The organism is Oryzibacter oryziterrae (assembly GCF_021864535.1).
Classification (GTDB): domain Bacteria; phylum Pseudomonadota; class Alphaproteobacteria; order Rhizobiales; family Pleomorphomonadaceae; genus Pleomorphomonas; species Pleomorphomonas oryziterrae.
Window position 1 is genome coordinate 182,042 of the sequence record NZ_JAKJIC010000008.1, and the last position, 19,998, is coordinate 202,039.

The window sequence follows — 19,998 nt, forward strand, 5'->3', positions numbered from 1 at the left end:
GGCGGCGAAGCTCTAGATCCAGACCCGCGCACCCGATGCGGCAACCGTGCCGACCACCACGAGCAGCGCCGGCATGCGCCCGGCCACCAGCGCCGCAAAGCCGCCTGCCACGATCACCACGTCCCACCGATCCCCCACCGCCGTGGTCCAGAGCGGATCGTAGAGCGTCGCCCCCAGCAGCCCGACCACCGCCGCATTCACCCCGTCGAGCGCCCGCTGCAGTCGCGGCACCGACCGGAGGCGCGACCAATAGGGCAGCGCCGCCGCCACCAGCATCAGCCCCGGCAGAAAGATCGCCATCGTCGCCAGCGCCGCGGCCAGCACAGGCTCAGGCCCGCCCACCAGCGCGCCCAGATAGGTGGCAAAGCTGAACATCGGCCCGGGCACCGCTTGCGCCAGGCCATAGCCCGCAAGAAACCGCTCCGGCGTCACCGCTCCTTCGGTCACGACCGCGTCCGACAGCATCGGCAGCACCACATGGCCGCCGCCGAACACCAGTGCGCCGGCCCGATAGATCGCCGCCAGAACCGCCGCCGTCGAGCCCGGCCAAACCACGCTCACCGCCACGGCGGCCACCGTCGCCGCGACCAGCACCGCCATAGCCGCCCCCGCGATCGCCACCGGCACCCGCGGCAACGCGCCCCCAACCACCGCCCGCTCCCGCCCCGGTAACAGCAGCGCGCCCGCGACCGCCGCCAGCGCGATCACGCCCATCTGCCCGACGGCCCCGCCCGGCCAGACCATCGCCGCCATGGCCGCCACGGCGATTGCCGCCCGCGGCCCGTCCGGCGTCAGCGTCCTCGCCATGCCCGTGACCGCTTGCGCCACCACCGCGACCGCCAGCAGCTTCAATCCATGCAGCACCGCCCCTGACAGAGCGCCGGTCGGCGCGTCCCAATAGAGCGCCGCCACCCCCATCAACAGCGCCGACGGCAGCGTGAAGCCGAGGAAGGCCGCAAGCCCGCCCATCCAGCCGCCGCGCATCAGCCCGATGGCAAAACCCGTCTGGCTCGACGCCGGCCCCGGCAGGAACTGGCACAGTGCCACCAGATCGGCATAGGCCGCCTCACTGAGCCAGCGCCGCCGCTCGACGAACTCCCGCCGGAAATAGCCCAGATGCGCGATCGGCCCACCAAACGACGTCAGCCCCAGCCGCAGGAACACCGCAAAGATCGTCAAACTGCCCACTGCCGCCCGTCCTTTCGCCTCTCGCCATCGCCTCGCACCTGCCCCCGAACCCTATACCATCCTCCGTCTCTCCAGTTTGACGTTTTGGCCCGGTAACCAGACATTTTCCCTTCCCATTACGTAAAGGGCACCTAGCCAAATTATCTTGCCCGACGCCCTGTTCACCCGCGCGCGCCCATGCTAAACGGCCACATCCGCGTGTTTCCGTATCGAGCATGCGCAATCCCTTCATTTCCCTCGGAAGGTTCTGAATATGGCGAAGATCAAGGTGGCGAACCCGGTCGTCGATCTCGACGGCGACGAGATGACCCGGATCATCTGGCAGTTCATCAAGGAAAAGCTGATCCTGCCCTATCTCGACATCGACATCGAATATTACGATCTGTCGGTCGAGAACCGCGACGCCACCAACGATCAGGTGACCATCGACGCCGCCCACGCCATCAAGAAGCACGGCGTCGGCATCAAGTGCGCCACCATCACGCCCGACGAAGCCCGCGTGAAGGAATTCAACCTCAAGGAAATGTGGAAGTCGCCCAACGGCACCATCCGCAACATCCTCGGCGGCGTGATCTTCCGCGAGCCGATCATCTGCAAGAACGTGCCGCGCCTCGTTCCCGGCTGGACCCAGCCGATCGTCGTCGGCCGTCATGCCTTCGGCGACCAGTACAAGGCCACCGACTTCAAGTTCCCCGGCAAGGGCACGCTGACCATCAAGTTCGTCGGCGACGACGGCCAGGTGATCGAGAAGGAAGTCTACAAGGCCCCCAGCGCCGGTGTCGCGCTTGCCATGTACAATCTCGACGAGTCGATCCGCGACTTCGCCCGCGCCTCGCTGAACTACGGCATCATGCGCAAGTGGCCGGTGTATCTGTCCACCAAGAACACCATCCTCAAGGCCTATGACGGTCGCTTCAAGGACATCTTCCAGGAAGTCTACGAGACCGAGTTCAAGGCCGAATTCGACAAGCTCGGCATCACCTACGAGCATCGCCTGATCGACGACATGGTCGCCTCGGCGCTCAAGTGGTCCGGCGGCTATATCTGGGCCTGCAAGAACTATGACGGCGACGTGCAGTCCGACACCGTGGCCCAGGGCTTCGGCTCGCTCGGCCTGATGACCTCCGTGCTGCTCACCCCCGATGGCCAGACCGTCGAGGCCGAAGCCGCCCACGGCACCGTCACCCGCCACTATCGCGAGCACCAGAAGGGCAAGGAGACCTCCACCAACTCCATCGCCTCGATCTTCGCCTGGACCCGCGGCCTCGCCCACCGCGCCAAGCTCGACAACAACACCGACCTCGCCAAGTTCGCCGCCACCTTGGAAAAGGTCTGCGTCGACACCGTCGAAGCCGGCTTCATGACCAAGGACCTCGCCCTGCTGGTCGGCCCGGAACAGTCCTGGCTCACCACCACCGGCTTCCTCGACAAGATCGCCCAGAACCTCGAAACCGAAATGGCCAAGTGGTGAGAATGGGTTAGCTCAGCCGGAGGCGCGGAGCGCTGACGGGTGAGACATGAAAGATGCGATGGCCCGGGCCGTGAGGCTCGGGCTTTTTTGTTGACGGCACACCACTGTGTAGGAAAAAATTTGCGGAACGCAGACCATACGGAAGCGAAAAATTCTCTGCACGCTACATATACAGCTTCAGTCGCCTGCATCATCCTTAACAATTAAATCACTCCACTTCTTTAGAGGAGAATCAATTGAAGAACTAGAATGGAGTAACTCTATAGATTCCTTGCGCGTATTTTGATTTTGACTTATTAGGGCATCGAATATATACTTTAAAAGTTCGGCCCTACGCGCGCCTCTTAAAGGCTCATGCACACCCAACATGCGCACTGCCTCTTTCAAGCGCTGAATGTTTGAGAGAACTCTCCCCTGTTCAATATCAGCAAGTAGATTGATTAGTAATGGCCGTTGTTCAGTCGAGAGTTGGTCTATCAACGGCATAACCACCTCTCGTACTCTTTGGTTGTAGTCAGGGGCCTTGCGTTCGATGTGGCCGTTACCCTGCCGCTTGGTACCACCAGCTAGCAATACAGTTGTCGCATTTTTGACAGACTCAAAAAGCCCCCCTCTCGTGATAAGCAACATTGCTTCGCGGAATTCTGCGTCGCTGTACTTCAAATTCAAGCGAACCAGTTCCCGCGCGAGAGAAACGGCACGTTTCGTCATAACCCAATCCTTGAAGCGAAGTCGTTACAGAAGTTGGCAACTTTTGTCGCCACCGTGGATCTAGCGTAAGAGGTTTGAAATATTGGCTTACCCTCCCGCGCACCCTTTGGGAAGGACCGAGAATACGGAACCACTCGCGGGAAAACGTGCCAATCAAATGTTCTGGATAACTCACGAACCTCACGCAACGAACGTTCTTCCTCAGGCGAGTAGTCTGAGCACATATTAAAGCATACCCCCGAGACAGCAACATCCTTTCGATATGAGCTGCGAAAGTCTGCCAATGACTGCCTGATAAGCGGAAGCCCAATCGTTGAAAGGAACTCAGGCTTTACAGGTATCAGCATCATATCCGTCGTAAGATACGCCGCCGTTGTGAGAACAGATTCGGTTGGAGCACAATCAATAAGAATCATGTCGTAGTGATCCTCAATCTCAGAAATAAAATTTGAAAGCAAATGCTCCTTTTGACTTGGATTTTTAAGAGTATAACTTAGCTCAAGTTGAGACGGCAACAAATGAATGTATTGTCCACCGGAAAACTTAACGATCGTGCGAATCGAATCTCGTAGAGTTCTTTTAGACGATCGAAGTCCAGGAGCCCGGGACTGCTGTTCAAATACATCCCAAATTGTTGGGGCATCTGCATCAATGACTTCTTTTTCGTACCGATCAACACCCATCATATACTGACTAGCATTAAATTGAGGGTCCAGATCAACCAAAAGAACACGCTTGCGCCACTCCCTCATCGCCGAGAAATGCCAAGCTAGGTTTGTGCAAAGAGTGCTCTTACCGACGCCACCCTTCATGTTCATAATAGCTATTTTCTTCGCCATCATCCGTTCCCCTATGCCAAACTAGTGCAATCTCATTTACGTTCGCCAATCTTGGTACAACTAAGAAGCGAGTCGCTAGTAGTATAGCGCAATACCCCCCTGTTGAGGAATAGATTGCTGTCTACACGAAATATTACCTAAAATTGCATCTCCAAACAAAAACTGAGGACAATGGAATCATCACACAAACGCCAACGCGTACCACTCACCCCCCAAAAAATCTTATTCCCGCTCCACCCTCCCGCCCCATAATCCCCCCATCCGCGGCCGGCGGGGAGGTGTCAGGATCCAGCACCGAGCATCTGGCCGGGGACCGGTCCCGCGCCTGCCGACTGGCGGCAGTCCCGGGCGAGCCTGACCTCGGTGCCACTGCCCCGCACTACGACGGGGTGCCCTGAAGCAGGAGGGCGATAGGGGTGTCGGGTGGGTCCAGAGCGACGGAGGCGGCACTGATGGCGATGAGTCACGCAGCCCGTCCTTTCGTAACCGGGACCGCCTGGCTCCGGCCGATGGGCCACCGTCTTTCCCCGTGCGCCCTCGGGTGGTGCGGCAGACGGAGGTTCGGGAGGTGTCTCTTGAGGCATCGCCCAAAGCCGGGACAGCCCTGAAGACGTACCGTTTAAAATCGGGGGCGATGAGCTCTCGGACAGGCTTCGTACACACCGGACGGGAGCGCGGGCGACCGCTATCCTACTCCAAACCTTACCGCGGCCCCGCCGCGCTCCCGTCCCCGCACTTTGGCGGGGAGAAGAAGACCAAAGCAAAGCTCCGGTGGCCGTGGCCTCGCGGAGGTGAAGGTGTTTGTGGGGAGGTACGCGGCAGCCGGCCCCCCCTCTCCAACTCTCCCCCTCAAGGGGGGAGAGAGTGACGATTGGTTCCACGCAGAACCTTGGAAGGAACGCGGGTGGAGACTTTGAAGGATTGGCGGTGGTTAGCTCGTCATACTCTCTCCCCCCTTGAGGGGGAGAGTTGGAGAGGGGGGTGTTGCAACCGATTGTTTAACCGCCAACCTCTGGAATCCGTCCGGCAAACAGCCCACACACCTCGAACCCAACCGTCAACCCTGCGAAGGCTCTCGAAGACCAGCTCACCGCGTCCTCTCCCCCTTGCCGGGCTGAGGCTCGCCGAACGCCGAGCAGGCAAGTGACTGCGAGGCCGGCCGACTTGGAGAGAGGGAGAACCCAACTGCAAGATCAGGCGCCAACGCCGGACACAAGCCGCACCCCCTGACAGGCACAGGCCCTGCCCTCAAGAAAGCCTTATCCTCTCACGCCCACGCGCCTTCTTCCACCTTGCCGGGCGAGACCGGCACCTCCGGAAAGAGCAAGGCCCTCTCTGCATGATCGAGCAAATCCCGCTGAAGTCCGCCGCCCTCTGCCCTCATTGCCTTGGCAATCACGGCAAAATCGGCCAGTCCCACCTCCACGAAGCCGAAGCGGAACACGGCACCCCAGCTGCGCTTGCCGGCCGTCAGCACCAACTCGTCCAGCAGCGGCCGGATCGGCACCTCGTCGGCGCTCCACCAGGTCACGTCGCGGCGGTACGGATGGAATCCGCCGCCCATGTCGGCAAGGTAAGCCTCCCCTGCCCGCACCGCACCGATGGCGGTGAAGGCCTGCAGGCCGTCGCGGGCGCCGAAACACTCGGACGGCGAGTAATAGGCCACCCCGTCGCCGGGGCGGAGCCGCCGGAGCGGCGCCGCCTTGCCATGGCAGAGCTGCATGAAGCCTCCCGCACGGCCGATGCGCACGTGCTCGGCGGAGGCGACGCCGATCCAGAAGCGAGCCATCACATCACCACGCAGAAGACGCGGATGCGGTGGCCGTCGGGGTCCGTCACCATGAAGGAGCGGCCAAATTCCATGTCGGTGGGCACCTGCAGCACCGACACGCCGCGCGCCGACCAGGCCGCGTGCACGGCGTCCACCTCGCTGACGGTCTTGACGGGAATGCCGATCTCCAGTGCCCCTGGCGCACCGCCGGTGGCCGGCTCCACCGTCGCCTTGGACCACAGGCCGAACTTGATGCCGCCATCGAGCACGAACAGCACGAAGGTCGGCGACGAATCCACCGGTTGCACGCCGAACAGATCGGCATAGAAGGCGCCGCTGCTGACAGGATCGGCCACATGAAGCAGGTAGTAGTTGGGGTGAAGCATGCTCTGGTCCTCATCTCGTGTTGCGATGAAGGAACCATAGAACAGGCTACTGCCAAATTTTGTCAGCAGTCATACAGGGGCAGCCAGTCACTCCCTGGCCTTCAGCGCCTCCGCCCAGGCTGCCTTTTGCGCCGCCTCGCGTTCGGCCCGCTCGGGGTCAAAGGCGCGGTACAGCGAGACGCAGTGGGTGTCGCGGTAGCCGATCGCCTCGTAGAAGGCCAGAACCTTGGCATTCTCGCGCCGAACCAGGAGGTTGATCTTGGCGTGCCCGTGGGCCTTGCACCAATCCTCCGCCGCCGCCACCAGCGCCCGGCCGATGCCGCCCCGCTGCGCCTCCGGATCGACGGCAAGATAGTAGATGGCGCCGCGATGGCCGTCATGGCCCACCATGACCGCCCCTGCCACCCGGTCGCTCCGCTTGGCCACCAGAACGGTGCTTTCCGGCGTGGACAAGGCCAGATCGATGTCGCTGTCGGGATCATTCCACGGTCGGATCAACCCGGCCCGCCCCCAGAGGCCAATCACATCATTCCGGTCCCCTGCATCGAGGGGGCCAATCACCACGCTGTCGTCCACGTCCACGTCTCCAAGGCACCACGCCATCACAAGCTGCCACCGCGGAATCCGTCGCACAACCCCGCGGGATCCAAGCCGCCCCCTGTTTTCCACCGTGCCCCGCTGGCACCAAGGCCGAACACCCTCAGTCAGTGATCACGCCTTCGTGATCCGATACATTTAGATATATCTATTGCCAAATCGAATTTTCGATATATCTTATCCATATCGAACCCACAGAAAGAGAGTCTGAAACATGCGATTTCCCAACCCCTTCATCCACCGCCTGGCCGAACGCTGCGAAATGATGCGCGACCGTGGCGAACACGGCCCTGGCCACGAACGGCGCGGCTTCGGTCGCGGCGGCCCTGGCGGACGCGGACCCTTCGGTCGGGGCGGTCGCTTCTTCGAAAATGGCATGCTGAAGCTGATCGTGCTGGCCATGCTGGCCGAACAGCCTCGCCACGGCTATGAGCTCATCAAGGAGATCGAGGAGAAGACCGGTGGCACCTATGCCCCGAGCGCCGGCGTCATCTATCCCACCTTGACGTTGCTTGAGGAAACCGACCTGGTCACCGTCCTCAACGCCGAGGGCAACCGCAAGCTCTATGGCATCACCGACGCCGGCCGCGCCCTCGTCGAGGAGAATCGGCCCGCCATCGACGCCGTCTTCGCCCGCTTCGCCGATGCCGGCAAGGCCCGCGCCTCGGAACGCGATCCGCGTCTCGTCCGCGCCGTCGAAAATCTCAAGATGGCTCTCCGCTTCAAGGCCGAAGGTGGCAACCTCACCCACGAGCAGATTGCCGAACTCGCCGCCTTGCTCGACGAGACCACGCGCCGCATCGAAGCCCTGTGACGAACGAGCCGGTCATCCCAAGTGTAATTGAAAATGATTCTCGGTATCCCGCTTTCGATTTTCTCATGCCCTTGATGCAGATGAGAAATTCGAAATATCTTCAATGAGCCGATGCGTCAGCATCTTGGGCAGAGTTGGTATCAGACCGGGCCTGCCTCCACCGGCCGGCTCTGCGCCAGCTCCTCGTCGATGAAGTCACCGGTCACCGTGGCCCCGCCCGCCTTGATGCGGGCCTCCGCCACGGCGCGGATATGCGTCCCGATCTTCGGGCGCCGCTTCATCAGCACATGCAGATCGTCGGCATCGAGCACCAGCAGACGGCATGACGAGAGCGCCACCACATCGGCCGTTCGCCGCCCCTTGTGCAGCACCGCCATCTCGCCGAAGAAACTGCCCTCGCCCAGCTGCAGATGGCCCATCGGCCCATCCACATCCACACGACCACTGGCGATGAAATACATGGCATAGGCCGGTTCGCCCTTCTGGGTGACCACCATGCCGGCCTCCACCGTCTGGGCGCGCAACAACCGCGTCACCTCAGCGATTTCGGAGGCGTCGAGATCGGAAAAGATCGGCACGCGCGCCACCATGCCCCAGGTGACAACGAAGTCGCGGCTGCGGATCTCCCGGGCAAAGGCCGTGGCGATGATACCGACCGGCAGGGCGAACATGCACAGGCCCGCCAGCATCGTCAGCCCCGCCAGGAGCTTGCCCGCAGCAGACACCGGCACGACATCGCCATAGCCCACCGTCGTCAGCGTGGTCACAGCCCAGTACATCGCCGCCGGAATCGAACCGAAAGCCTCCGGCTGCACCCGTCGCTCAAGAAGATACATGATCGTCGCGGTCGTCAGGATCAAACCGGCCATCAGCACCGCGCTGGCGAGGATCGCTCGCCGTTCCGACACGAAGGCATTGAGCAGCGATCGCATGCCGGGCGAGTAACGGGCGAGTTTCAGGAAGCGCAGCAACCTGAACACCACGAGGACATTCACATCCTCCACCCCGGCAATCAGCCCCACCAGCGTCGGACCGAAGGCGAGAAAATCGATGATGCAGCTGGGCTGCGCCAGATGCAGCAGCCTTGCCTTCACCGGACCATGGCGCCGAAACGGCGGATGCAGGTCAGCCACCCACAACCGCGCCCCATATTCCAGCGCAAAGACAGTCACCGTGACCCATTCGACCCCGAGGAACAGGTCCGCATAGGCCTCTTTCAGGGGCGGCACCGTCTCCAGGATGATCGACAAAAGGTTGCCGATCACCAACAGAACCAGCACTCGGTCGACGATCCCCGACAGCCCGCCACCACTTGCCTCGAGCAAATCATAGGCGAAGCGCTTGGCCTTGCTGCCGGGCGATCGATTGTCGAGCACTCAGCCCCCCGCAAGTATCCGCTTCACAGCGTCGATGGCTTCACCGGCCTTTGCGCCTTCCGGACCACCGGCCTGCGCCATGTCGGGACGACCGCCACCGCCCTTGCCGCCCAGTGCTTCGGACGCCACACGCACGAGATCGACGGCCGACAGGCGTCCGGTCAGATCCTCGGTGACGCCGACGACCACGCCAGCCTTGCCATCCTCACCGACGCTGATCATCGCCACAACGCCCGAGCCGAGCTTCTTCTTGCCTTCGTCGACGAGCCCCTTGAGGTCCTTGGCAGCAACGCCTTCCGCCACGCGGCCGAGGAACTTGACCCCGCCCACCTCAATGGCCTCATCGCCGCCACCGGCTCCGCCCATGGCCAGCTTCTTGCGCAAGTCGGCCACTTCACGCTCGAGCCGCCGGCGATCTTCCACCAGCGTGCCGACGCGGTCGACCACATCGCTCACCGACACCTTGAGCTCACGTGCCACATCCTTGAGCTTGCGCTCCTGATCGGTGAAGTAGGCCCGCGCCCCATCACCGGTCAGCGCTTCCAGGCGACGCACGCCCGCAGCCACGGCGCCCTCGGCAACAATGTGCACCAGGCCGATCTCGCCGGTACGCCCCACATGGGTGCCGCCGCAAAGCTCCGTCGAATAGGACTTGCCCTGCTTCTCGCCTTCAAGGGCAACGCCCATCGAGACGACGCGGACTTCCTCGCCATATTTCTCGCCGAAGAGCGCCATGGCGCCCTCGGCAATGGCGTCGTCCACCGCCATCAGGCGCGTCGACACCGGCGCATCCTGCAAGATGATGGCATTGGCGAGACGGGCCGCCTCGACGATTTCGGCCTCGGCAACCGGCTTGGGATGGGAAAAGTCGAAGCGCAAGCGGTCCGGGGTCACCAGCGACCCCTTCTGCGCCACATGCTTGCCGAGCACGCTGCGCAGCGCCTCATGCAGCAGGTGAGTGGCCGAATGGTTGGCGCGGATGCGGGCGCGGCGCTCGTGATCGACCACCAGTTCAACGGCGGCACCGACGGCAACGCTGCCCTCGACAACCTCAACCGTATGGACGAACAGCCCGTCGGCCTTCTTGGCGACGTCGACAACCTTCAGCTTGAAGCCTGCCCCGGTGATGAGGCCCATGTCGCCAACCTGACCGCCCGACTCGCCGTAGAAGGGCGTCTGGTTGACGATCACGGCCCCGGTCGTGCCGACCGCGAGCACGGCAACGTCCTTGCCGTCCTGAACCAGCGCCTGGACGACGCCCTCGGCCTTCTCGGTCTCGTAGCCCAGAAACTCGGTCGCGCCGACCTTCTCACGCAGGGCAAACCAGATGGTCTCGGTCGCCGCCTCTCCCGAACCGGCCCAATTGGCGCGGGCTTCGGCCTTCTGCCGTTCCATGGCAGCGGCAAAGCCGTCGGTATCGACGCCGATGCCGCGCTGCTTGAGGGCGTCCTGGGTCAGGTCGAGCGGGAAGCCATAGGTGTCATAGAGACGGAAGGCCGTCTCGCCATCCAGGCTCGCGCCCTCGGACAAACCTTGGGTCGCTTCATCCAGGAGACCGAGACCACGCGCCAGCGTGAGGCGGAACCGCGTTTCCTCGAGCTTGAGCGTTTCCGTGATCAGCGCTTCGGCCCGCTGCAGTTCAGGATAGGCCGAGCCCATCTCACGGACCAGCGCAGACACAAGACGATGCAGCAGCGGCTCCTTGGCGCCGAGGATATGCGCGTGGCGCATGGCGCGGCGCATGATGCGGCGCAGAACGTATCCGCGCCCTTCGTTGGACGGCAGCACGCCGTCGGCGATCAGGAAGCTCGACGCGCGCAGATGATCGGCGATGATGCGGTGGCTCGCGGTCTGCGCGCCTTCGGCGGCCACACCTGTGGCCTCCACCGAAGCGCGGATCAACGCCTTGAACAGATCAATGTCGTAATTGTTGTGAACGCCCTGCAGCACGGCCGCGATGCGCTCGAGGCCCATGCCCGTATCGATCGACGGGCGCGGAAGGTTGAGCCGTTCGGCCTTGCTAACCTGCTCATACTGCATGAACACGAGATTCCAGATCTCGATGAAGCGATCCCCGTCCTGTTCAGCCGAGCCCGGAGGGCCACCCCAGACCTTGTCGCCATGGTCGTAGAAGATCTCGGAACACGGACCACAGGGCCCGGTGTCGCCCATGGCCCAGAAATTGTCGGACGTGGGAATGCGAATGATCCGGTCGTCGCCGAGACCCGCAATCTTCTTCCAATAGCCGGCCGCCTCTTCGTCCTCGCTGTAGACGGTGACCAGCAACTTGTCCTTCGGCAGGCCGAATTCCCGGGTGATCAGGTTCCAGGCGAGCTCGATCGCGCGATCCTTGAAATAGTCGCCGAAGGAGAAATTGCCGAGCATCTCGAAGAACGTGTGGTGACGCGCGGTATAGCCGACATTGTCGAGGTCGTTGTGCTTGCCGCCGGCGCGCACGCATTTCTGCGACGTCACAGCCCGGCTGTAGGAACGCTTTTCAAGGCCGGTGAACACGTTCTTGAACTGCACCATGCCGGCGTTCGTGAACATCAGTGTCGGGTCATTGCGCGGAACGAGCGGACTTGAGGCCACCGCTTCATGACCGTTCTTCGCAAAATAATCGATGAAGGTCGACCTGATCTCGTTCACGCCACTCATGATGAACCCAAAACCTCGCTGCCGGCGCGGCACCCCATTCAGAGCGTTACGCCTGTTTCCCCGCATGCGCCTCGGCAGCCCCGAGGCCTCGCCGCTCACACATGGCTCAAAATATTGACGCAGCAGCCAATTTCAATCGAAAAATCAATCCAATCCGACTGAGGTACACGCCAGGCCACAGCGCCAACTCTGAAAGCAGCCTCGAACAATCCGCAAGCGACAAGCCGCCACCAAGCACGCCTTGACCGCCCCGCCGTCCAAGAACTCTCTTTCAGGCACAAGTCAGCCGTTTATTAGCGATCGAGCCCATGGCTGTCCACAAAAACAACCGATATCGGCCCGGACCTCAGCATCGCCCCAAAGTCAAATAAATTGCAGCCTCCAGCCGAGAACGAACCGAGCAATCACGGGGAAACTCTGAGGTACCCACCGTCACGACAGCCAGCCTCTTTCGACCGAGCCAATGAAAACATCAGCCAGCAACAACTGCCCGTCACAACGCTGAACAGGAACACTTCACCCAGCCGAGCGCTCCGGCATCCCCAAGCGCGGAGCACTCCAAGGCTCCACCTCCTCAAAAGACGCCAGTTGCCCGGGCCGGACCGAAAAGGAGCCCGACCCGGGTCGGCGCGGATCACTCGGCGTCGGGCGGCGCCCCCTCGGCATCATCCTCGGGTGCCCCCTTCAGAATGGAATCGGCGATGACGCCAGCATTCTGCCGAATGGCCATCTCGATCTCGTTGGCCAGAGGCGGATTGTCCCTCAGGAACTGCTTGGCATTCTCACGCCCCTGCCCGAGACGTTGACTGTTGTAGGAGAACCAGGCGCCGGACTTCTCCACGATTCCCGCCTTGACGCCGAGATCGACCAGTTCGCCGGCCTTGGACACACCCTCACCATAGAGAATATCGAACTCGACCTCGCGGAACGGCGGTGCCAGCTTGTTCTTGACCACCTTCACGCGGGTCTGGTTGCCGACGATCTCCTCACGATTCTTGATCGAACCGATGCGGCGAATATCGAGGCGGACGGAGGCATAGAACTTCAACGCATTGCCGCCGGTGGTGGTTTCGGGCGAACCGAACATCACGCCGATCTTCATGCGAATCTGATTGATGAAGATCACCATGGTCTTCGACTTGGAGATCGAACCGGTAAGCTTGCGCAGAGCCTGGCTCATCAGACGTGCCTGCAGACCCGGCAACTGGTCGCCCATTTCGCCTTCGAGTTCGGCCTTGGGGGTCAGCGCCGCCACCGAGTCCACCACCAGCACGTCGATGGCGCCGGAGCGCACCAGCGTGTCGGTAATCTCGAGCGCCTGTTCGCCGGCATCGGGCTGCGAAATCAGCAGATCATCGAGATTGACCCCGAGCTTGCGGGCATAAACCGGGTCAAGCGCATGCTCGGCATCGATGAAGGCGCAGACGCCGCCGCGCTTTTGCGCTTCAGCCACCGTATGCAGAGCCAGGGTGGTCTTGCCCGACGATTCCGGGCCATAGATCTCGACAATGCGCCCCTTGGGCAGACCGCCGATGCCGAGCGCAATATCGAGCCCAAGCGAACCGGTCGGAACCGATTCAATCTCAACCACCTGCCCCTTGCCGAGACGCATGATCGAGCCTTTGCCGAACGCCCGTTCGATCTGCGACAGCGCTGCATCCAGCGCCTTGGTCTTATCCATTGAAGTACCCTCTACGAGGCGAAGTGAGTTCTGAGACACGCCGCTCTCCTTATTTCATGTCGGCCTGCGACTTTCAAACCAAGGTTAATGTACACGTTATGTTCCATTTCGCAAGCCCCCATTTACCGGATTGACGCAAAACACGAAATCTGATTTCGTTCATGGGACGTTCAGAGAAAATCAGCAAATGCCGCCAACAGCTTCTACTGCCCGGAAAAGCGAGAATCGCCATCCCTCCGACCGGGAGATTCTCATCATCGGCGGCTGCCACATGGACGTGCTCGGTCGCAGCACCGGCCGCTTCGAGCCCGGAACCTCCTGCCCCGGCGTGATCAGCCACAAACCCGGCGGCGTCGCGCGCAACGTCGCGTCGCTCTTGGCGCGCGCCGGCGCCCCGGTTCGCTTTTCCTCGGTCGTCGGCGACGACGAGACCGGCCGGGCCCTCATCGAAGCCTTGCGGCAAGCCCGTATCGAGACATCTGACATTCTGGCGCTGCGTGGTCGGCGGACCGGCAGCTATCTTGCCATTCATGACGAGCGGGGCGAGTTGGTTGCCGCCGTGTCGGACCTGTCGATCTATGACGATTACGCGCTGCCGGCCGACCTGTGGACAGGCCATTCCGGCCTCGCCTTCGCGGACGCGAACATTCCAGGCGCCTGCATCCGCGATCTGGCGGACCGCTTTGGCGCGAGCCTTTGCGTGGACGCCATCTCGCGCGCCAAGGCGCCCAAGTTGCGCGCCATCCTGGGGAGCGAGGCGCTGCTCGTCGCCAACCTCCCGTCGGTTTGCGCCCTGCTGGACGAGACGCTTCCCACAGCGCGACAAGCCGCCGAGAAGCTGGCCGCGGCCGGAGCCACGCGCGCCGTGATCAGCGCCGGCAGCGCGCCGCTTGCGGTATTGGACCAGGGGGAGATCACCGAATTTCATCCCAGGGCCGTCACGGTCGTCGACGTGACAGGCACGGGAGACGCACAGATTGCCGGCCTGTTGCTGGCAAGACTGGCGGGGCATGGCCTCACTCATGCCGTCACGCTGGGGATGCAGGCGGCACGCGCTGCCCTTGGCTGTGCCGGCGCGCTTGAGAGGTTGCCGAGCGATCTGATCACCGAGGCCGGGTGGCCGTCACCGTCGTGAAGCGCGCTGGCCCATAGCCCCGTGCGGCGATCGGCTCTTTGGGCGGCATGCCCTCAGGCAGGGTTTTGCTCGCTGCGGTAAGCTGATATCCAGACGGAGACTGGCCCGTCGGCCGCGGTCTTCGTCCGCGATAGCCTATGAGACCACCGCCCTGCTTCTTCGCAGGGCACCCAGTTCCACGGCGCCGCAGGAGAACCTGTGGCAACATCGAAGAGGTCCGGGGCACTGCCCCATCCGATTGGCCGAGAGCCAACGGAACAGCATTGAGGTCAAGCCATGGCATCGCTGCCAATCATCTATTCGCCCGAGGTTGAAGCTGCACTGGCGGCTGGAAAGGCCGTGGTGGCCCTTGAGTCCACCATCGTCACCCACGGCATGCCCTATCCCGACAATGTGGAGACGGCACGCGCCGTCGAAGCGGAGATTCGCGCCCGCGGCGCCGTTCCCGCCACCATTGCCGTGCTGGACGGGCATATTCGTGTGGGCCTTGATGAGGCAACGCTCGAACGCCTCGGCACCATGACGGGCGTCATGAAGCTGTCCCGCGCCGATCTTGCCTTCGCTCTGGCGACGAAGCGCCCGGGCTCGACCACGGTCGCGGCCACCATGATCTGCGCGCGGCTGGCCGGCATCGACGTCTTTGCCACCGGCGGCATCGGCGGCGTGCACCAGGGCGCCGAGGAGAGCTTCGACATCTCCGCCGACCTCGAGGAACTCGGGCGCACCTCCGTGATCGTCGTCGCCGCCGGCGCCAAGGCCATTCTGGACCTGCCCAAGACCCTGGAAGTGCTGGAGACCAAGGGCGTACCGGTCATCGGCTTCGGCACGGACGAGTTCCCGGCTTTCTGGTCGCGCAGCTCCGGCCTCAAGGCACCGCTCCGGCTCGACACAGCCGCGGAAATTGCCGCCTTCCAGAAGGCGCGCGACCTCATCGGCATCGCCGGCGGCATGCTGATCGCCAACCCGGTGCCCGAAGCCGACGAGATTCCCGCCGTGCGCATGAAGGGCTTCATCGAGGCCTCGCTCGGCGCTGCCCGCGACGCCGGCATCTCGGCCAAGGCGGTAACGCCCTTCCTGCTGGCCGACATGTTCGACCGCACCGCCGGCTCGTCGCTGAAGACCAACATCGCGCTGGTGATGAACAACGCCCGCGTCGCCGCCGATATCGCCAAGGCCCTGAAGGCTTGACGCTATTGCCTCTGCCAATGAAAAAGGGCCGTGACATTGCCTGGCAACGTCACGGCCCTTTGTGTTTCTGGCGCCGTCACCAGGCGAGCGGCAAGGCTTCAAGACCGTGGAAATGATAGCGATCGGCGAACACCGGCTGGCTCTTCAGACGCAAGCCGGGTAGCCGCTGAAACAGGATCGGCAGGGCGATCTGCAGCTCCAGCCGGGCGAGCGGTGCGCCGACGCAGAAGTGGATGCCGGCCCCAAAGGTCAAGTTGGCGTTTCCCGTCCGGGCAAGATCAAGTCGTCCGGGCTCGCTGAAGCGCTGCGGATCGCGATTGGCGGCACCCAACATGAGACCGATCTGGTCGCCGCGCTTGAGCGAGACACCGAATGCCTCCGTGTCTTCAAGCGCATAGCGCGTGAACATGTGCAACGGCGCATCATGGCGCAGCAGCTCCTCGACCGAGGCTTCCGTCGTCCGATCGTCGGCAAAGGCCGTGGCCACGTCGATCCCATTCTCCAGCAGCGCCTTCACCGAGTTGCCGATGGCATGCACCGTCGCCTCGTGACCGGCGTTGAGCACCAGAATGCAGGTGGTGATCAACTCGTCGGTCGTCAGCCGCTCACCCTGGGACTCGGCCGCAATGAGGCTCGAAATCAGATCGTCCGCCGGATGGGCGCGCCGTTCTTCCACATAGCCGCGCATGAAGCTGGTGAAGGCCTGCGTCGCGGCCACCGCGCTATCCTCGATCTCCCGCGTACGATTGAACTGATACATCGCCACCATGCGGTGCGACCAGTCGAGCAACTGGTCGCTCATGTCGACCGGAACCCCCAGGAGCTCTGCGATCACGATCACCGGTATGGGCGTTGCGTAGGCGTCGAGCAGGTCGACCTCCCCCTGCCCTGCAAATCGGTCGATCAGCTGATGCGACAGCTCGGCGATCCGCGGGCGAAGCCGCTCGATGGCGCGACTGACAAAGGCCCGGTTGATCAGGGTGCGCAGCCGCGTGTGAACCGGCGGCTCGACCTCCAGGATTGAATATTGTTCAACGTCGTAAAACGGCTTTACGTGCTCCGGCCGCTCTGGCCAGCCAAGTTCCTCACGGCTGGCGATATGCGAGAGATCCCGACCGAAACGCTTGTCGCGCAGCAGGGCAGAGACTTCGGCAAAGCCCGGAAAGCACCAAAATCCATAGTCTTCCCAATAGAATGCCGAGCCGAGCTGCCGCATGCGGTCGTAGACGGGATAAGGGTTCTGCACAAAGGCCTGATCAGTGGGCGATTGCCGGAAGGCGGTCATCTTCTCTCCATCGAGCATGTTGCCGATGGCTCTCAATAGCACATTCGGAGAAACTGCCAGACATGCTTTGATCAGCAAGGGATGTTGCGGGGGAAGCCCCACTGCGTGTACGTTTTGAGGTTACCGCGGTTGCTTGCAGAGACAGCCTTGCAGATTTTTTAATCCATCAGCAGATATTACTATGTTTCCTGCGAGTATTTGATCTTCGAATATTCATAATGTTTTATTTTTTAGGTGCGATAAGATGAGGGTATACATACGGTTTTGAGCATATGCGAAGCGATGTAGAAGAATTTTCACGCGCCATCAGGCGGGAACAGGCCCAGGCGGTGCTCAGTAATCTGAGCGTCACGCTGAACGCTTCGCTGGCGATCATGCTGTCCGCCACCTATGTCCTCTGGCTGAACATCGACGTCCCGTGGCTGCCATATTGGACCATGGCTTCGCTGGTGATGGCGATCTTGCGCGCCCGCATGCTGGCTCGCTTCCGTGCTCAAACCATCACCGTCGAGAACAGCGACTACATCCTTCGATCCTTCCGCCGTGGCGCCTTGGTAACCGGCACGCTTTGGGGTGTGCTGCCGCTGATGCTGAGCGTGCATACCAACACCATGATCGGCGGCTTCATGATCTTCATCATTGCGGGCGTCTCCGCCGGCGCAATGATCCAGAGCACCTGCTATGCCCCGCTCGCCATCAGTTTCGTGCTGCCGGCCATATCCGGCGCCGCTCTGTCGCTCTTCATGAACGGGACGGCAACGTCCATCATCATCGGCGGCAACACCATTCTTCTGGGCTTCATGATGGTACGCGCCAGTCGACGCGCCGAGCGCGAATACTGGGACAGCCAGTGGGTTCGGCTTGAGGCGACTGCATTGGCCAAATCGCTGAAAACCGCCAACCTCGACGTCACCGCCGCCAACGAGCAGCTGAGCAAGCTCGCCAATCACGATGTGATGACGGGCCTGCCCAACCGCGCCAGCTTCAACGACAACCTGCGCCGCCTGCTGGCCAGTGCCAGGCATGCCAAGACAGATCTGGCTCTGATCGTCCTCGACCTCGACAACTTCAAGATCATCAACGACACCCAGGGCCATGGCGCCGGCGACAACGTGATTGCCGAAGCCGCCCGCCGGCTCGACGCCCTGCGCCGGTCCGTGGATGTCGTGGCCCGCCTGGGCGGCGATGAGTTCGCCGTCATCGTCCCCGGTCCCAATGCGCGCGCCGAGGCAACCCGACTGGCCGGCGACCTGATCCAGCGCCTGTCGCTGCCGATCGCGCTCGGCGAGCGCTCGGCCAACGTGGGCGCCAGCGTCGGCATTGCCGTCTTCCCCGATGACGCCACCACCGCCGAAGACCTGTTCTCGTCCTCCGACATCGCGCTCTACGAAGCCAAGGCCAAGGGACGACGCCGGGCCGCCCAGTTCGACAGCCGCCTCAAGGAGCAACTGGAATTGCGCCGCCGGCTGGAATCGGACCTCGGCAACGCCCTGTTCCAGCGTGAACTGGACGTCAGCTTCCAGCCGCAGTTCGATCTCAGCTCCCGGCGGATCGTCGGCTACGAGGCCTTGATCCGCTGGACGCACCCGACGCTAGGCCCCATATCCCCGCCCGAGATCATCAGCGCCAGCCAGTTGACGCATCAGTCGGACCGGTTGACCGCCTATGTCATCGAAGCGTCCTGCGATTTCATCGAACGCATGGCGGCCCTCGGCCATGACGATTTCTCGGTCGCCATCAACATTTCGCCGGTGGAGTTTCTGACGCACTCGCCGTCCGAACTGATCCTCGGTTGCCTGCGCCGTCGCGGTATCGCGCCCTGGCGGCTTGAGGTGGAGATCACCGAGGAAGCCATCCTCGATGCCCGCGCCGCCGACACCGACCTGCGCCGCCTTGAAGACGCGGGCGTGCGTATTGCCATCGATGATTTCGGCGCCGGTCATTCCTCGCTTGCGCATATCGTCGGGCTGAAGATCGATCGCATCAAGATCGACAGGACCTTCGTCACTGGCCTCGATACCAACATACGGCATCAGGCTCTGGTTCAGGCCATCCTCAGTCTCAGCAAGACGCTCGGCATCGAAGTGCTCGCCGAGGGCATCGAGACCGAAGCCGAGTGCGAAACGCTTGTCCGGCTCGGCTGCCGCGTCGGCCAGGGCTTCCTGGTCGCCCCGGCCATGGTGCCGCCGGTGCTGACCAAGTGGCTCACGAAATACATCGAGACCAATATCAGCAACAGCGACCTGATCGCGCGCAAGCAGTCGGCCTGACGTCGGCCGGCTCACAGGGGTGCCAACAAGCCGACACCCGTCACTCGGCCAGCGTTTCCTTGACCGCGGTGGCCAGCTGCTTCAGCGAGAAGGGCTTGGGCAGGAAGTTGAACTGCTCGTTCTCCGGCAGGTTCTTCTTGAACGCATCCTCGGCATAGCCGGATACGAAGATGATCTTGAGGTCCGGCCGCGTCTTGCGCAGCTCCCTGAGCAGCGACGGCCCGTCCATCTCCGGCATCACCACGTCGGAAACGACCAGATCCACCTTGCCGTCGGTCTCTTCCATCACCTCGAGCGCTTCGGCACCCGTGGACGCCTCGTGCACGGTATAGCCGCGCGAGGTCAAAGCGCGCGCCGCAAAGGCCCGCACAGCCTCCTCGTCCTCCACAAGGAGGATCGTGGCATTGCCGGTGAGGTCGGACAGCGACGTCGCTTCCACATTCTTCTTCGGTGCCACATCCGGCGCCGCTTCATGACGCGGCAGGAAGATGCGGAAGGTGGTCCCCACCCCCACCTCGGATTCCGGATAGATATAGCCGCCGGTCTGCTTGACGATGCCATAGACCGTCGACAGGCCAAGGCCGGTGCCCTTGCCCACTTCCTTGGTCGAGAAGAACGGCTCGAAGAT

General features: G+C 62.5%; 16 protein-coding genes. 5 read left to right on the forward strand and 11 right to left on the reverse strand.

The window, feature by feature from the left end; all coding sequences use genetic code 11:
* Window positions 1-12 precede the first annotated feature (12 nt).
* The gene (chrA, locus tag L2I41_RS10935) at window positions 13-1,188 is read right to left on the reverse strand and encodes a chromate efflux transporter (RefSeq protein ID WP_237153586.1); all 1,176 of its coding nucleotides are present in this window, start codon (window positions 1,186-1,188) and stop codon (window positions 13-15) included.
* Window positions 1,189-1,441: 253 nt separating this feature from the next.
* On the opposite strand from chrA, the gene L2I41_RS10940 reads away from it, so the two are divergent.
* Window positions 1,442-2,659, forward strand: a complete 1,218-nt coding sequence (locus L2I41_RS10940; protein ID WP_237153587.1) for an NADP-dependent isocitrate dehydrogenase — start codon at window positions 1,442-1,444, stop codon at window positions 2,657-2,659.
* A gap of 177 nt (window positions 2,660-2,836) precedes the next feature.
* Here the strand turns inward: L2I41_RS10940 and L2I41_RS10945 are convergent, their stop codons facing one another.
* From L2I41_RS10945 to L2I41_RS10965, 5 genes are all read right to left on the reverse strand, one after another.
* Complete coding sequence (locus L2I41_RS10945) at window positions 2,837-3,370, reverse strand: hypothetical protein (RefSeq protein WP_237153588.1); 534 nt, start codon at window positions 3,368-3,370, stop codon at window positions 2,837-2,839.
* Entirely contained in the window at window positions 3,367-4,212 is an 846-nt protein-coding gene (locus L2I41_RS10950; RefSeq protein ID WP_237153589.1) for a ParA family protein, read from the reverse strand. Before L2I41_RS10950 ends, L2I41_RS10945 begins: the two co-directional genes overlap by 4 nt.
* Before the next feature lie 1,264 nt (window positions 4,213-5,476).
* Window positions 5,477-5,998, reverse strand: coding sequence for an EVE domain-containing protein (locus L2I41_RS10955; protein ID WP_237153590.1), 522 nt, complete (start codon window positions 5,996-5,998; stop codon window positions 5,477-5,479).
* Entirely contained in the window at window positions 5,998-6,366 is a 369-nt protein-coding gene (locus L2I41_RS10960; protein WP_237153591.1) for a VOC family protein, read from the reverse strand. Before L2I41_RS10960 ends, L2I41_RS10955 begins: the two co-directional genes overlap by 1 nt.
* Before the next feature lie 87 nt (window positions 6,367-6,453).
* Window positions 6,454-6,969 (reverse strand): GNAT family acetyltransferase, encoded by a 516-nt coding sequence (locus L2I41_RS10965; RefSeq protein ID WP_237153592.1) that lies wholly within the window; start codon window positions 6,967-6,969, stop codon window positions 6,454-6,456.
* Between the two features lie 208 nt (window positions 6,970-7,177).
* On the opposite strand from L2I41_RS10965, the gene L2I41_RS10970 reads away from it, so the two are divergent.
* Window positions 7,178-7,777 carry a PadR family transcriptional regulator gene (locus tag L2I41_RS10970; protein WP_237153593.1) on the forward strand — a complete coding sequence of 200 codons (600 nt, stop codon included), beginning with the start codon at window positions 7,178-7,180 and terminating at the stop codon, window positions 7,775-7,777.
* Between the two features lie 140 nt (window positions 7,778-7,917).
* Here the strand turns inward: L2I41_RS10970 and L2I41_RS10975 are convergent, their stop codons facing one another.
* The 3 genes from L2I41_RS10975 to recA form a co-directional block, all read right to left on the reverse strand.
* On the reverse strand, window positions 7,918-9,153 hold the full coding sequence (locus L2I41_RS10975) for a cyclic nucleotide-gated ion channel (protein ID WP_237153594.1): 1,236 nt from the start codon (window positions 9,151-9,153) through the stop codon (window positions 7,918-7,920).
* On the reverse strand, window positions 9,154-11,811 hold the full coding sequence (alaS, locus tag L2I41_RS10980) for an alanine--tRNA ligase (RefSeq protein WP_237153595.1): 2,658 nt from the start codon (window positions 11,809-11,811) through the stop codon (window positions 9,154-9,156). It lies immediately after the preceding gene.
* Between the two features lie 634 nt (window positions 11,812-12,445).
* On the reverse strand, window positions 12,446-13,531 hold the full coding sequence (gene recA, locus L2I41_RS10985) for a recombinase RecA (RefSeq protein WP_304610553.1): 1,086 nt from the start codon (window positions 13,529-13,531) through the stop codon (window positions 12,446-12,448).
* A 148-nt stretch (window positions 13,532-13,679) separates the two neighbouring features.
* Here recA and L2I41_RS10990 point away from each other — a divergent pair, with 148 nt between their 5' ends.
* Both L2I41_RS10990 and L2I41_RS10995 read left to right on the forward strand, forming a co-directional pair.
* On the forward strand, window positions 13,680-14,627 hold the full coding sequence (locus L2I41_RS10990) for a PfkB family carbohydrate kinase (protein WP_237153597.1): 948 nt from the start codon (window positions 13,680-13,682) through the stop codon (window positions 14,625-14,627).
* Window positions 14,628-14,903: 276 nt separating this feature from the next.
* Window positions 14,904-15,815 (forward strand): pseudouridine-5'-phosphate glycosidase, encoded by a 912-nt coding sequence (locus tag L2I41_RS10995; RefSeq protein ID WP_237153598.1) that lies wholly within the window; start codon window positions 14,904-14,906, stop codon window positions 15,813-15,815.
* A gap of 76 nt (window positions 15,816-15,891) precedes the next feature.
* Here the strand turns inward: L2I41_RS10995 and L2I41_RS11000 are convergent, their stop codons facing one another.
* Window positions 15,892-17,118: a cytochrome P450 gene (locus L2I41_RS11000; protein ID WP_390634115.1), complete on the reverse strand. Its 1,227-nt coding sequence runs from the start codon at window positions 17,116-17,118 to the stop codon at window positions 15,892-15,894.
* Window positions 17,119-17,429: 311 nt separating this feature from the next.
* Here L2I41_RS11000 and L2I41_RS11005 point away from each other — a divergent pair, with 311 nt between their 5' ends.
* Window positions 17,430-19,370, forward strand: a complete 1,941-nt coding sequence (locus L2I41_RS11005; RefSeq protein ID WP_237153600.1) for a putative bifunctional diguanylate cyclase/phosphodiesterase — start codon at window positions 17,430-17,432, stop codon at window positions 19,368-19,370.
* Window positions 19,371-19,410: 40 nt separating this feature from the next.
* Here L2I41_RS11005 and L2I41_RS11010 read toward each other — a convergent pair.
* The coding region (locus L2I41_RS11010; protein ID WP_237153601.1) for a response regulator at window positions 19,411-19,998 on the reverse strand (588 nt) is incomplete at its 5' end.

Coding starts and splice junctions, on each gene's coding strand:
- L2I41_RS10940 (WP_237153587.1), top strand. CDS start 1,442: ATGGCGAAGATCAAGGTGGCGAACCCGGTCGTCGATCTCGACGGCGAC.
- L2I41_RS10960 (WP_237153591.1), bottom strand. CDS start 6,366: ATGCTTCACCCCAACTACTACCTGCTTCATGTGGCCGATCCTGTCAGC.
- L2I41_RS10950 (WP_237153589.1), bottom strand. CDS start 4,212: ATGATGGCGAAGAAAATAGCTATTATGAACATGAAGGGTGGCGTCGGT.
- L2I41_RS10970 (WP_237153593.1), top strand. CDS start 7,178: ATGCGATTTCCCAACCCCTTCATCCACCGCCTGGCCGAACGCTGCGAA.
- L2I41_RS11000 (WP_390634115.1), bottom strand. CDS start 17,118: ATGCTCGATGGAGAGAAGATGACCGCCTTCCGGCAATCGCCCACTGAT.
- L2I41_RS10965 (WP_237153592.1), bottom strand. CDS start 6,969: ATGGCGTGGTGCCTTGGAGACGTGGACGTGGACGACAGCGTGGTGATT.
- L2I41_RS10945 (WP_237153588.1), bottom strand. CDS start 3,370: ATGACGAAACGTGCCGTTTCTCTCGCGCGGGAACTGGTTCGCTTGAAT.
- alaS (WP_237153595.1), bottom strand. CDS start 11,811: ATGAGTGGCGTGAACGAGATCAGGTCGACCTTCATCGATTATTTTGCG.
- L2I41_RS10955 (WP_237153590.1), bottom strand. CDS start 5,998: ATGGCTCGCTTCTGGATCGGCGTCGCCTCCGCCGAGCACGTGCGCATC.
- L2I41_RS10990 (WP_237153597.1), top strand. CDS start 13,680: ATGCCGCCAACAGCTTCTACTGCCCGGAAAAGCGAGAATCGCCATCCC.
- L2I41_RS10995 (WP_237153598.1), top strand. CDS start 14,904: ATGGCATCGCTGCCAATCATCTATTCGCCCGAGGTTGAAGCTGCACTG.